The 12,717-nt window shown below is 68.0% G+C and carries 12 protein-coding genes; 6 read left to right on the top strand and 6 right to left on the bottom strand.

Features of this window, described 5'->3' with window-relative positions; all coding sequences use genetic code 11:
• Positions 1–11: 11 nt before the first annotated feature.
• From HMPREF3121_RS00405 to HMPREF3121_RS00390, 4 genes are all read right to left on the bottom strand, one after another.
• A complete protein-coding gene (locus HMPREF3121_RS00405; RefSeq protein WP_141742890.1) occupies positions 12–632 on the bottom strand; it encodes a hypothetical protein in 621 nt (206 codons plus the stop codon).
• Between the two features lie 49 nt (positions 633–681).
• Positions 682–1,488, bottom strand: a complete 807-nt coding sequence (locus tag HMPREF3121_RS00400; RefSeq protein ID WP_168161334.1) for a helix-turn-helix domain-containing protein — start codon at positions 1,486–1,488, stop codon at positions 682–684.
• 212 nt (positions 1,489–1,700) lie between these two features.
• The gene (locus tag HMPREF3121_RS00395) at positions 1,701–2,147 is read right to left on the bottom strand and encodes an aa3-type cytochrome oxidase subunit IV (protein WP_070519015.1); all 447 of its coding nucleotides are present in this window, start codon (positions 2,145–2,147) and stop codon (positions 1,701–1,703) included.
• 30 nt (positions 2,148–2,177) lie between these two features.
• Positions 2,178–3,338 carry an aa3-type cytochrome oxidase subunit II gene (locus tag HMPREF3121_RS00390; protein ID WP_070519013.1) on the bottom strand — a complete coding sequence of 387 codons (1,161 nt, stop codon included), beginning with the start codon at positions 3,336–3,338 and terminating at the stop codon, positions 2,178–2,180.
• Between the two features lie 349 nt (positions 3,339–3,687).
• Between HMPREF3121_RS00390 and asnB the strand changes: the two genes are divergently transcribed.
• Positions 3,688–5,613, top strand: a complete 1,926-nt coding sequence (gene asnB / locus HMPREF3121_RS00385) for an asparagine synthase (glutamine-hydrolyzing) (protein WP_070519012.1) — start codon at positions 3,688–3,690, stop codon at positions 5,611–5,613.
• A 238-nt stretch (positions 5,614–5,851) separates the two neighbouring features.
• On the opposite strand, the gene HMPREF3121_RS00380 is transcribed toward asnB, so the two are convergent.
• Positions 5,852–6,193 (bottom strand): HesB/IscA family protein, encoded by a 342-nt coding sequence (locus HMPREF3121_RS00380; RefSeq protein WP_035123219.1) that lies wholly within the window; start codon positions 6,191–6,193, stop codon positions 5,852–5,854.
• 265 nt (positions 6,194–6,458) lie between these two features.
• Here HMPREF3121_RS00380 and HMPREF3121_RS00375 point away from each other — a divergent pair, with 265 nt between their 5' ends.
• The 4 genes from HMPREF3121_RS00375 to HMPREF3121_RS00360 all read left to right on the top strand — a co-directional run bounded on the left by HMPREF3121_RS00375 (position 6,459) and on the right by HMPREF3121_RS00360 (position 10,191).
• Entirely contained in the window at positions 6,459–7,220 is a 762-nt protein-coding gene (locus HMPREF3121_RS00375; protein WP_070519010.1) for a DUF3043 domain-containing protein, read from the top strand.
• A gap of 7 nt (positions 7,221–7,227) precedes the next feature.
• Complete coding sequence (locus tag HMPREF3121_RS00370) at positions 7,228–7,875, top strand: bifunctional adenosylcobinamide kinase/adenosylcobinamide-phosphate guanylyltransferase (protein ID WP_070519058.1); 648 nt, start codon at positions 7,228–7,230, stop codon at positions 7,873–7,875.
• 100 nt (positions 7,876–7,975) lie between these two features.
• Positions 7,976–9,112 carry a nicotinate-nucleotide--dimethylbenzimidazole phosphoribosyltransferase gene (gene cobT / locus HMPREF3121_RS00365; protein ID WP_083291103.1) on the top strand — a complete coding sequence of 379 codons (1,137 nt, stop codon included), beginning with the start codon at positions 7,976–7,978 and terminating at the stop codon, positions 9,110–9,112.
• Between the two features lie 8 nt (positions 9,113–9,120).
• Positions 9,121–10,191: an adenosylcobinamide-GDP ribazoletransferase gene (locus HMPREF3121_RS00360; RefSeq protein WP_070519008.1), complete on the top strand. Its 1,071-nt coding sequence runs from the start codon at positions 9,121–9,123 to the stop codon at positions 10,189–10,191.
• A 531-nt stretch (positions 10,192–10,722) separates the two neighbouring features.
• Here HMPREF3121_RS00360 and HMPREF3121_RS00355 read toward each other — a convergent pair.
• Positions 10,723–11,847 carry a branched-chain amino acid aminotransferase gene (locus HMPREF3121_RS00355; RefSeq protein ID WP_070519007.1) on the bottom strand — a complete coding sequence of 375 codons (1,125 nt, stop codon included), beginning with the start codon at positions 11,845–11,847 and terminating at the stop codon, positions 10,723–10,725.
• A 159-nt stretch (positions 11,848–12,006) separates the two neighbouring features.
• Between HMPREF3121_RS00355 and HMPREF3121_RS12780 the strand changes: the two genes are divergently transcribed.
• Positions 12,007–12,717, top strand: a 711-nt coding sequence (locus HMPREF3121_RS12780; protein WP_305764035.1) for a M17 family peptidase N-terminal domain-containing protein, incomplete at its 3' end; no start/stop codon positions are given.

Raw genomic sequence — 12,717 nt, 5'->3', positions numbered from 1 at the left:
AGCGGGTCTCGTCACCTCGCGGCGGCGGTGCGGATCACGCTGATCGCGGCCTCGGGGTCGTCGGCCCACATTCGGACCTCCGTGAGTGCTTGTGCAGGCTTGGGGCGCCACGGCGACCATGTGGGAGGCCGAGCCACTGCGGTCTCCCCATCGTCGTTCAGGACGATGCGGACGTTGCTCCCCTGTCCGTTCGTCAGCTCGAGCACGCCGTCGGTCAGCGCGTGCTGCTCGGCCGAATAGTCACGGACAAGCGCCACCGACGAAACCTCGGCGACGTCAATCGCCGCGATGATCGTCCGACCGCGTCGAAGGGTCAGCCGTGTTCCGACGGTATGCACGTGGACGGCGCGTTGCGCGAAGATGCCCCACAGGATCAAGAGCGAGTAGGCGGAGCCGACGGCGAGGGCGATCCTCACCGCCGGCCACGGCAACAGCAATTCGATGGCGACGATTTCCACCACCGTGGCGGCAGTGACCATGCCGGGCACGAACCACAGTCCTCGTTTCGCGGGAATCGCAATCTCGCCCTCGGCGACGACCGATATCCCCCGGAATGCCCGTGCCAAATCAGCCCAAGTTCCAAGTTCGCTTTTCAACAGGCGGAAACCTGGGTGTGAACGCAGGACCTTCACAACGGAGCCTTGGATCCGGCCCAGACCGCGGGCACCGCCTCGTCGGCTATCACCGACCATCGTTCGGCCCACCGGCATGCTGAAGCGATTCCATGACCCAGGCGAAGACATCCTCTTGGGCGCCCCTGAGGGCAACGTCATTCGGGGAAATCGGCAGATCCCCTTCGCGCAGCGTGCCCACTACTCCGTCAAATATGCCGGATCGGTAACCCGCCAACACGCGGTCGGCAAGCCGCCGGGCCTTGTCTCGGGGATCGTCCAGGTCCTTCACGGATACGTCGGCGAGCGCGACCCAGGCACGCGCTCCCCGCTGGGATGCGCGGCACCGCGACTCATCGAGCAAATTGCGCCGCAGGAGCGTCCATGTCGCTTCCGTTGCGACTCCCGCAAAAGCCATGAGTTCGAGAGAAGCGACCTCCGCTGCGGCGACCTCCCGCAAATCCTCCAGCGCAACCGGACAATCGTCGTCGGCACTCTCGTGCATTGCACCCAGGAAAACATCCGAGACTGCCCCGCGTATGTCCGACGGCACCCCGAACACTCCGTCGTACATGGCCTGCAGACGTTGCCGCTGACGCTCCAACTCGGTGATGCGCATGTCGATGGACCCCATTGCCTCACGTATGAGCGAACGACGCGCCGTCTCATCCGCTACCGGAAGACTCGCGATGGCCCGCAGCGGCAGGCCGGCGTCCACCAGCGCCCGGATCCGCAACACCTCGGCGATGTCGGGAATGCGATAGACCCGGTAGCCCGACCCATCGCGAGGGGGCTCGGGAAGCACGCCGGCGGCATGGTAATTCCTGATGGCCCGGGTGGAACAGCCCGCGGCGCGGGCAAGGTCTCCGATGTGCATGGAGTCATCGTGCACCATGACGCCGCGTCAAGGTCAAGCACGTGACGGCAAGATCGGGCGCACCGGGCCTGCATGTCTTCGCCCCCGAACACGCGCGAACCCCGCCACCGGAAGGCCGGGTGGCGGGGTTCTGTCGCGTCCGCGTCGGGTGATCTGGGGGATCACCGTCGCGGGCTGCCGGTGAGGTGGTTCCTCTCCGGCGGGCCGGTGAGCTAGTGCTTCTCCGGCGGGGTGATGTACTGGGTGTTGAGCCGCGTGGCGGCCCAGATCAGGATGATCGCGCCGAGCACGATCAGCCAGTAGGCCATGAAGGCGATGCCGTAGCCCAGGAGCAGGATGCCCATGGTCATCACGAACGGCCAGATGGAGCTGGCGGAGAAGAAACCAAGGGTGCCGGCACCGTCGGCGACCTCGGCCTCCTCCCAGTCGGCGGGGGCGATGTCGGAGCGGACCTCGGTGAAGTGGAAGTACACGCCCAGGAACAGGGTCAGGAGGGTGGCCATGACCAGGCCGGTGGCGCCGGCCCACTCGAGGCGGCCGTGGTTCTCGTTGATGATGTTGCCGGTGTCCTGGAGGTACATCGTGCCGAAGATGTACACGACGGTCATAACGCCCAGGAACACGGTGAGGCCGTAAAACAGCTTTGCTGCGGACTTCATGTCTGACTTCTTTCTGGAGTCGTCGGGCGGTTACTTGGCGGCGTTCAGGTCAACGGTGTTGGCCTCGCGGTCACCCATGTCGCGGGTGTCCATGCGGCCGGAGTTGAACGGGCTGGTGGACACGGCGAAGGGCTCCTCGCCGATGTGCGCCAGGGCCTCGGCGTTGGTGGCCTCCGGGTTGTCGAGGCGGAACTGCATGTACTCGGTGAAGGCCTCGCGGGAGACGGCGCGAACCTCGAAGTTCATCATCGCGTGGTAGGTGCCGCACATCTCGGCGCAGCGGCCGACGAAGGCGTTGGAGTAGCCGTCACGCGGGTTGTCGACCGGGCGCGACTCGATCATCGCGGAGGAGATCTCCTCGATCTGGAAGCGGCGGTTCGACTTGTTGGCCTCCGGGTGCGGGAAGACGTCGCGCTTGAACAGGAACTCGGGGACCCAGAACGAGTGGATGACGTCGGCGGACGCCAGGTTGAACTCGATGGCGGTGTCGACCGGGACGACCAGGACCGGAACCTCTTCGGTGGTGCCGAGGATCTCGACCTCGTTGAAGTGGAGGTAGGAGCGGTCGGTCTTGGACTGGCCGTGGACCGGGTACTCGACCTGGTCGGGGGCGTCCTCGCCGGCGTGCTCGTCGGTGAAGAACTGCTCCGGGCTCTGGCTCTCGGCGCGGCCCTCGTAGTCCTCGCCGCCCATCAGGTCACCGGAGACGTTGGCGTAGCCGAACTTCCAGTTCCACTGGAAACCGGTGACGTCGACGACGACCTCCGGCTCCTTGTCCATCGCCGTGACCTTGTCCTGGGTCTGAACGGTGAAGAAGAACAGAGCCATGACGATGAGGATCGGGACGACCGTCAGGACCAGCTCGAGGGGGACGTTGTAGGCGGTCTGGCGGGGGAACTCGTCCTTGCCGGCCTTCTCGGCCTTCTTGGCGGTGAAGCCGATCATGGAGTAAATGGTGAGACCCCACACGGCGATGCCGATGATCCAGGCGGCGACCCAGACCCACACCCAGAAGTTGCCCATGGCCTGCGCCTCCGGGGTGACGCCCATCGGCCAGCCGAAACGCAGCAGCTTGAAGAAGCCGTTTTCCGGCGGGTTGACGTCGCAACCGGCCAGCAGGGTCGCGCCGCCGGCAAGGGCGCCGAGCAGGCCGAGCTTACGGGCGGCTCCGTACTCTCTACGCTGATTCACGTGTGTCTGCCTTCCTGATCCACACAATTCCTTAAGAACCCATCAGAGTTCCGTCTTTCCCAAGCAGGTTAGCCCATTCCTGTGAATTCTCCACACCGGACCGACCCCACGGGGTGTCACCAAGTATAGACGGGCTGATAAAACGCTGAGAAGGGGCATGTTCACGGGGGTGGCACCCCACACCATGATTCGGATCACACGGTTGGGGGCGGCGTGTCGCCGCGTCGCGGGCCCGTGCTTGACGACGGTCCGTGCGGCATCTCACCCGGCGCGGGAATTCGTCCGCGCCCGACGGGAGACTATTGTCTTACCGGTCCCCCTCCCCCACGAAAGGTGTTCGCGTAAAGCCATGTGCGGTCTCCTCGGAATTCTCACGGCCCGCTCCGATGCCGCGGAGCTCGTGCCCGCCATCGAGCGTGCGCTGCCCTGCATGCGCCACCGCGGCCCGGATGAAGCGGGCACGTGGAACGACGACGACGTCGTGTTCGGTTTCAACCGCCTGTCGATCATCGACCTGGAGCATTCGCACCAGCCGCTCGTGTGGGGCCCCGAAGACCAGCCGGACCGTTACGCCATGACGTTCAACGGCGAGATCTACAACTACGTGGAACTCCGCCGGGAGCTGTCCGACGCAGGCTATTCCTTCAACACCTCGGGCGACGGAGAGCCCATCGTGGTCGGCTTTCACCACTGGGGCGCCGACGTCGTCAAGCATCTGCGCGGCATGTTCGGCATCGCCATCTGGGACACGGTGGAGAAGAAGCTCTTCCTCGCCCGCGACCCCTTCGGCATCAAGCCGCTGTACTACGCCACCACCGACCGCGGCACCGCCTTCGCGTCGGAGAAGAAGACCATTCTCGAAATGGCCCCGGAGCTCGGCGTCGACGACAAGGACGTCGACAAGCGCGCCCTCGTCCATTACATGGACCTGCAGTACGTGCCCGAGCCGGAATCGCTGCACACCGGCATCCGCCGCCTCGAATCCGGTTGCACCGCCACCGTCACCCCGGGCGGCGAAGTCGAGCAGAAGCGCTACTTCCACCCGAACTTCCCCATCCGCCCCGTCCCGAAGGGCGGCGAACAGGCCGTCTTCGACCGCATCGCCGAAGCGCTGGAGGACTCCGTCGCCCAGCACATGCGCGCCGACGTCACCGTCGGGTCCTTCCTGTCGGGCGGCATCGACTCCACCGCCATCGCCACCCTGGCCAAGCGCCACAATCCGAACCTGCTGACCTTCACCACCGGCTTCGAACGCAAGGGCTTCTCCGAAGTCGACGTCGCGGCGGAATCGGCGGCGGCCATCGGCGTGGAGCACATCGTCAAGGTGGTGTCTCCCGAGGAATTCGCCGCGGCGATCCCGAAGATCATCTGGTACCTCGACGACCCGGTGGCCGACCCGGCGCTGGTGCCGCTGTACTTCGTCGCCGCCGAGGCCCGCAAGCACGTCAAGGTCGTCCTGTCCGGCGAGGGCGCCGACGAGCTGTTCGGCGGCTACACCATTTACAAGGAGCCGCTGTCGCTCGCCCCGTTCGACCGTGTGCCCGGCCCGCTGAAGACCGGCCTGGCCAAGCTCGGCGACGCCCTGCCCGAGGGCATGCGCGGCAAGTCCCTGCTGCAGCGCGGCACCACCCCGCTGGAGGACCGCTACTACGGCAACGCCCGCTCCTTCAACTGGGAGCAGCTGAACGCCGTCCTGCCGTGGGCGAAGCGCGAGTGGGACCACCGCGAGGTCACCGCGCCGATTTACGCCCGGTCCGAGGGCATGGATCCGGTCACCCGCATGCAGCACCTGGACCTGTTCACCTGGCTGCGCGGCGACATCCTGGTCAAGGCCGACAAGATCACCATGGCCAACTCTCTGGAGCTGCGCGTGCCGTTCCTCGACCGGGAGGTGTTCAAGGTCGCCGAAACCCTGCCGGTGGATCTGCGGATCGCCGAGGGCACGACGAAGTACGCGTTGCGCAAGGCGATGGAGCAGATCGTGCCGGCGCATGTGCTCAACCGCCGCAAGTTGGGCTTCCCGGTGCCGATCCGCCATTGGCTCGCCGGCGACGAGCTGCGCGGGTGGGCGGAGGACGTCATCCGCGAGTCGCAGGCCGACGCGTTGATCGACAAGGCGCAGGTGCTGCGGATGCTCGAGGAGCACCACCCCACCGAGCGCGATCACTCGCGTCGCCTGTGGACGATTCTTGCGTTCATGGTGTGGCACGGCATCTTCATCGAGGACCGCATCAAGCCGGACATCGAGGAGCGCGACTACCCCGTGCACCTCTAGGGCCGCGCGGGGCGGGGCGCGGGGTTGGGGCCGCTCGAGGTTGGCCCGTGCGAGATCGACCCCGCCGGTTCCTTGCTTGACGACGCCCACGAATGTGCGCCAGGGGCCTCCCCGCGCACACTCGTCAAATGTGCAGCCCCGTCGGCACCCCGAAAACATGAAACCCCGCCGCCGACTCGGAAGTCGGGGCGGGGTTCGTCGTTCCGGCGATCGAATGACGCCGATCGGGCTCAGCCGATCAGTTGAACGAGTCGCCGCAGGCGCAGGAGCCGGTGGCGTTGGGGTTGTCGATGGTGAAGCCCTGCTGCTCGATGGTGTCGGCGAAGTCGATCTTCGCGCCCATCAGGTAGGGCACCGACTGGCGGTCGACGACGAGGCGGACACCGCCGAACTCCTCGGAGACGTCGCCGTCGAGGTTGCGGTCGTCGAAGTACAGCTGGTAGCGCAGGCCCGCGCAGCCGCCCGGGGCGACGGAGATGCGCAGCGACAGGTTGTTGGCGCCTTCCTGGTCGAGGAGGGCCTTGGCCTTGGCGGCGGCGGCGTCGGTGAGGGTCACGCCGGTGGTCTGTGCGGTGGTCATAGCGTGGTGCTCCTTGTGTTGCGATGCTCGGTCACTTCGTTGAACGCGTCCCGCGGGGACGTTATTCCCTCATCCCGCGTACGGGATTCCGGCGAAGCGCGCGGGGCGTTGACGATATTGACGAAGGATACCCTTGGCACCCTAGTCCCGTGGCGCATCACGGGCCAACCCCTCCGGAACATCCCGCTTGAGCCCCGCCGCCGGGAGCGCACTGGTCCGGCGCGCCACTTTGGGCCGTCGCAGCAGGCCCGATAGGGTGTTTGCCGTGAAGACGCCCTGGAAGAAGAACGAGTCCCCCGCCGCCGATGACGCCGGCGCCGCCGCCGACGCCCCGTCGACCGACGCGTCCGACGCCGATCGCGGCCACCTCCCCACCACCGAGGATGCCGCCCCGGCGTCGTCGGGCAAGGGCAAGGGCAAGGGCAAGGCGTACACGCCGAAGAAGGGCCGTCCGACTCCGAAGCGCAACGAGGTCGAGCGTGCCCAGGGCACCCGCCGTGGCCCGATTTCCCCTCCGAAAACGCGCAAGGAGGCCCGCGAGCAGCGCAAGTTGCAGAAGGCCACCATGACCAAGGAGGAGTTGAAGGCGCAGAAGGCCCGCGAGCGTGCGGAGCGCCGGGAGCAGCGTCGCATCGCCGATGAGCGGATGGCGGCGGGCGACCCGAAGTACCTGTTGCCGCGCGATCAGGGCCCGGAGCGTGCGCTGGTGCGTGATTGGGTGGACTCGCGTCGCTTCTTCGCGAACATTTTCCTGCCGTTCGCGCTGGTGCTGTTGCTGGTGATGTTCCTGGGCCAGGCGATGCCGCAGGTGGCGAATGTCGCGTCGATCATTTCGATGGTGATGATCGTCGGCTTGGTGGTGGAGGCGATCATCATCGGCAAGCGGGCGAACAAGCTGATCCGCGAGCGTTTCCCGGATTCCGATGCGCCGGGCGCCGGCCTGGGCTTCTACGCCTACTCGCGTGCGTCGCAGCCGCGTCGTCTGCGTACGCCGCGTCCGCAGAAGAACGTCGGCGACGAGGTGTAGGTTGCCGGTGCGGACGCTCGTGCTGGGCGGGGCCCGTTCCGGCAAGTCCGCGTGGGCGGAGTCGCTTTTCGACGCCGATGTTTCCGGTGGGGCGACCTCGCGGCGAGTTCCGGTCGATTACGTGGCCACGGCGCGTCCGTGGCCGGGTGCCGACGGGTTCGATTCCGATTTTTCCGCCCGCATCGCCGGCCACCGGGAGCGTCGGCCGGCGCATTGGCGCACGGTGGACGACGTCGACGCCGTGGAGGCGTTGCGACGTCCGTCGGCGCCTTTCGTTTTGGTCGATGACGTGGGCACGTGGCTGACCAACGTGTTCGACCGGGAGCAGCTGTGGGGCTCCCCGCGCGGTTCCGCGGCGCCGTGGACCGATGAGCTGGTCGCCGCCGTGCGCGATTGGGCCGGACCCGGAACCGGGGCAGGCGAGCTGCACTCCCCGACTGCCGCGGGCCCTGCGGCCGATGGCGGGGAGGCAGGCGTCGTAAAGCAAGAGCCGCACCTGGTGATCGTGACTCCGGAGGTGGGGATGGGCGTCATTCCCGAACATCGGTCCGGGCGGCTGTTCCGCGATGAAATCGGGGCGCTCAACGGGCGTTTGGCCGACGTGTGCGACCGGGTGGTGCTCGTCGTCGCGGGGCTGCCGCTGACGCTGAAGTAGCGCCGAAGCAGCTGCAATGGCGCGGCGTTCGACGCGGCGTGGGCGATCGACCCCGAACCGGGCCGACCCCGATCCGGTGGCTGGGATAATCTTTTGAACCATGACCAACAATCGCTTCGGTACCGTCGTCGCCCCCGATGAGCATGTCGAGCAGCTCGCCCGCGAGCGCCATGCGCAGTTGACCAAGCCCACGGGTGCCCTCGGCCGCCTCGAGGACCTGGGAATCTGGGTTTCGGCATGTCAGGGCCAGTGCCCGCCGAAGCAGTTGGATGATTGCCGCGTCGTCGTCTTCGCCGGCGACCACGGGGTGTCGGCGCATGGGGTGTCGGCGTATCCAACCGAGGTGTCCATTCAGATGCACGCCAACATCAACGCCGGCGGTGCGGGCGTCAACGCCGTCGCGGGGGTCGCCGGGGCATCGGTGACGTCGGTGGACGTGTCGCTGGACCATGACGCCGACGGGCCTTTCCGCGTGCGCCGTTCGTGCGGGTCCATCGACCGCGAGGACGCGATGACGCAGGAGGAGTGCGACCGGGCCATCGAGGTGGGCAAGAAGCTTGCCGACGACGCGGTCGACGAAGGCGCCGATCTGCTCATCGCCGGCGACCTGGGCATCGGCAACACCACGCCGGCGGCCGTGCTCATCGGCGCGGCGACGGGTTCGGAGCCGGTCACGGTCGTCGGCCGCGGCACCGGCATCGACGACGAGGGCTGGAAGCGCAAGACCGCCGCCGTGCGCGACGCGATGTTCCGGGTTCGCAGGCTGCGCAACGATCCCGTCGAGGTGCTGCGCCGCGTCTCCTCCCCCGACCTCACGGCCATGGCCGCGTTTTTGGCGCAGGCGGCGGTGCGGCGCACGCCGGTGATCCTCGATGGGGTGGTCACGGCGTCGGCGGCGTTGATGGCCGATCAGCTCGCCCCGGGCGCCCGCGCGTGGTGGGTGGCCGGCCACCGCAGCGCCGAGCCGGCGCATTCGATTGCGCTGAAGCATCTTGGCCTGGAGCCGCTGCTGGAGTACGGCATGCGGCTCGGCGAAGGTTCGGGGGCGGTTGCGGCGCTGCCGATCCTCAAGTCGGCCGTGGCGGTGTTGTCGGAGATGGCGACGTTCGGCGACGCCGGGGTGTCCAACAAGGACGAGGCCCCGAAGGCGGCCAGTGCAGCCGAAGTGCCGGCGCCGCCGGAGGAGGATCGTCCGGGGCATCGCGATGGCGGCGAGCAGCCGTCTCCGCGGGACTGATTCCACCGGTGTCGGGTAAGGCGGGGCCGTCCGAGGGCGCGTCCCTCGAGGGCGACCGTTCACAGCACGGCAACGCGTTGGCGGAGGGCGTCGGCACGGCGTTTTCCTGGTTGACCGTCGTGCCCGTGCGCGGCGCGAAGGTGTTCGATCGCATCACCGGCCGGCGCGCGTTGACCGCGGCTCCCCTGACGGGGCTCGTGCCGGGGTTGGGTGCGGTGCTGGTGGCGTGGGCGGTGACCGGCTTGGCGTGGCTGTTCGGGGGCGGTGCGACAGGGGTGTTTCCTTCCTGGGTCCGGGGGCTTGACGACGCCGGCCCGTCCTCCGCTTCGCCCTCCGTGTTGGGCCCGGCCGGCGATCCCGCAGGGGCGATCGGATTCGGGGCGGACGCGGGATCGGCGGAGGCTGCGGCGAAGGCGGCGGCTGTCGCGGCGGCGACGTCACCGTTGACTGCGGTGCTCGCGGGCGTGCTGGCAGTGTGCGCGGCCGAGCTGTTGACGCGGGCGATGCACGTCGATGGCCTCGCCGACGTCGCCGATGCCCTGGGGTCCTACCGCGATCCGGAGGGCGCGCGGGAGATCCTGCGTGCCCCCGACACCGGGCCGATGGGGTCGGCTGCGGTGGCGCTCACGCTGGTCGCGCAGGCTGCGGCGATGTCGATCCTGGTCCACGGTTTCGCCACGGCGTTGTTTCCGGCGCCGTGGATTCTCGGCGCGTCGGTCGACCCGGTGCGGGTGGGCGCGGCTGCGGCGGTGATCGTGTTGCCGTTCATCATCGGGCGTGCGGTGGCGACGACCGGGTGCCACCGCAGCCTGCCCCCGATGTCGCCGACGGGGTTCGGTGGGCTCGTCGCGGCGACGCAGTCGACGTGGGTGCTCGTCGCGTGGTGGGTGCCGCTGATGATCGTCGCCGGGGTCCTCGCCGGCGTCGGCGGGGTGCTGGCCTGCATCGCCGCGGTGGTCTTCGCCTTCGGTTTCGGTCGGTTGGCGGTCCGGCGGCTCGGCGGCGTCAACGGCGATGTGCTGGGCGCGATGGTGCAGTTGACCACGCTCATCGTCGCCGTGTTGCTGGCGCTGAGCTGAGGGCGCGACCCGTCCTCCCTTTGATTCCTCCCCTGTGAGCGTGGTTCCTCCCCGGTGAGCATGATTCCTCCCCGGTGAACGGCAAAGCCCCACGCTGCGGTTTCGGGCCGCGACGCGGCGCCAGCTCCCCCATTTCGCCCCCAAAAAGGGAAATCGGAAAATTGACCATTGACTCATCCGGAATGGTCGGCTTAGACTGAAGGCACACCGCCGGAGAGGCGGAGTAGGAGGCTCGTTTCGGGGCTCGCCCAATGAAATTACGCGCCGTCCGTTTGCCGGGGCGCCACTCACGAGCACACCTTCGACCTCCGGATTTAACGAAATGCGTCTTGCGGAATGACTGCCGCAGGGCGCATTTTCGTGTGCCCGAAATGGTTTTCCCGATCGGCGCGGACGCAATTTTTCGTTCGCAATTATCTGGGGTCACGGGACCCAAACACGAAAAGGCCCCCGGGAGCCGGTGCAAAAAACCGGAACCCTGGGGCCGTCGTCGTGAAGCCCGGGACGGACCTAGTTTGCGTCTGCGCGGTTCTACGCCTGCTTCGCCTCGACGAGCGTGTGCAGCCAGCCGTGCTCGTCGGGGACGTCGCCGCGCTGGATGCCGGTGAGGCGCTCGCGCAGCTTCATGGTCCACTCGCCGGTCTTGCCGCCGTTGATGGTGAACGACCCGTCGCGGGAGTCGACCTCGCCGACCGGGGTGATGACGGCGGCGGTGCCGCAGGCGAAGGTTTCGGACATCTTGCCGCTGGTGGCGTCGTTTTCCCAGTCGGCGGTGGAGATGCGGCGCTCTTCGACGTCCATGCCCATGTCGGCGGCGACGGTGAGCAGGGAGTCGCGGGTGATGCCCGGCAGCAGGGAGCCCGACAGTGCCGGGGTGACCAGCTTGACGCCGGCTTCGCATTCGTTGTCCGGGTAGAGGAAGGCGAGGTTCATGCCGCCCATCTCCTCGATCCAGGTGCGCTCGATGGCGTCGAGCCACACGACCTGGTCGCAGCCCTTTTCCTCGGCCTGGGCCTGTGCGGCGAGGGAGGCGGCGTAGTTGCCGGCGAACTTGGCGTCGCCGGTGCCGCCGGGGCAGGCGCGGACGTACTCGTGGGACAGCCACACCTTCACCGGGTTGATGCCGCCGCTGAAGTACGCGCCGGCGGGCGAGGCGATGAGGAGGAAGGTGTAGGAGTTCGACGGGTGCACGCCGAGGGTGGTTTCGGTGGCGATGAGCATCGGCCGCAGGTACAGGGACTCTTCGCCGCCAGCTTGCGGGACCCACGCCTGGTCGATGTCGACGAGCTGGCGCAGGGACTCGAGGAACAGTTCCTCGGGCAGTTCCGGCATGGCCATGCGGGCGGCGGAGCGCTGGAAGCGGCGTGCGTTTTGTTCGGGGCGGAAGGTGACGATCGACCCGTCGGCGTGGCGGTAGGCCTTGAGGCCTTCGAAGATCGCCTGGCCGTAGTGCAGCACGGACGATGCGGGGTCCATGGTCAGGGGGCCGTAGGCCTCGACGCGTGCGGAGTGCCAGCCACGGTCGGCATCCCAGTCGATGCGGACCATGTGGTCGGTGAAGTACTGGCCGAATCCGGGGTTGGCCAGGATTTGGGCTCGTTCCTCGTCGGAGCGGGGGGCCTCGTTGCGGACGATGTCGAATGTCGTGGCTGCCATGGGGTACATCGTAGACGCGACTTGTTCGGAGGGGGTCAAGCCCCGGTGCGGGTTCCGGGTCGGGCGGTACGGTGGGGGCCATTGACCGGGATCGGTGAGCGTGCTTTGCGACGTCGGCCGATTCCCTTCCGATTGATCCGTCATTGAAGGAGCGTTTGCATGACCACGTCCCGCAACACGGGCTTCGTCACCCCCAATTCGGCCGTTCTCGAGGAGGTGCTGCCGGCGACGGGCACGCGCGTGTCCATCGAGGCCGCCGGTGATCGGGCGTTGGCCGATCTGGGCGCCGATTGCCTGCTCGTCGCGTTGCTCGACGGCGAGGATCTGGAGTTGGTGGCGTCGTCGGTGCTCGGCGACAAGGCCGCGGACGTGTTGGCCCAGTTGGAGGCCGTGGATGCGTCGGCGAAGTTGGAGAAGGTCACGCGCATCCCGGCGCCGGAGGGGTGCGGCGTCGCGTCGGTCGCCGCCGTGGGCCTCGGTGACGCGGATCCGGATGCGGAGACGATTCGCCGCGCGTCCGGTGCCGCGGCTCGTGCGCTGGGTTCGGTCGATCATGTGGTTTCCGCGCTCGGCGAGCTCGACGCCGTCGCGGCGGCCGAGGGCTTCGGCATGGGCGCCTACTCCTACGGCGGGCTGAAGAAGAAGGGCGGCTCCGACGATGCCGCCGATTCGGCCGCCGGGGCGAAGGACGGGGCAGCGGACAAGCGCCGCACCCTGACCGTCGTCGGAGCGTCCGACGCCGACGTCGAGCGCGCCGCGGCCGTGGTGGATGCCGTGGCCACCGCCCGCGACTTCGTCAACACCGCGTCGTCGCACCTGTACCCGGAGGTCTTCGCCGACGCCGCCGCGAAGCTCGGTGAGTCGGCGGGG

Source organism: Corynebacterium sp. HMSC11E11 (assembly GCF_001807025.1).
Classification (GTDB): domain Bacteria; phylum Actinomycetota; class Actinomycetes; order Mycobacteriales; family Mycobacteriaceae; genus Corynebacterium; species Corynebacterium freneyi.
The sequence above is the reverse complement of the archived record's forward strand: the minus strand, read 5'-3'. Positions and strand labels throughout refer to the sequence as shown.

Coding starts and splice junctions, on each gene's coding strand:
- HMPREF3121_RS00400 (WP_168161334.1), bottom strand. CDS start 1,488: ATGCACATCGGAGACCTTGCCCGCGCCGCGGGCTGTTCCACCCGGGCC.
- asnB (WP_070519012.1), top strand. CDS start 3,688: ATGTGCGGTCTCCTCGGAATTCTCACGGCCCGCTCCGATGCCGCGGAG.
- HMPREF3121_RS00355 (WP_070519007.1), bottom strand. CDS start 11,847: ATGGCAGCCACGACATTCGACATCGTCCGCAACGAGGCCCCCCGCTCC.
- HMPREF3121_RS00380 (WP_035123219.1), bottom strand. CDS start 6,193: ATGACCACCGCACAGACCACCGGCGTGACCCTCACCGACGCCGCCGCC.
- HMPREF3121_RS00395 (WP_070519015.1), bottom strand. CDS start 2,147: ATGAAGTCCGCAGCAAAGCTGTTTTACGGCCTCACCGTGTTCCTGGGC.
- cobT (WP_083291103.1), top strand. CDS start 7,976: ATGACCAACAATCGCTTCGGTACCGTCGTCGCCCCCGATGAGCATGTC.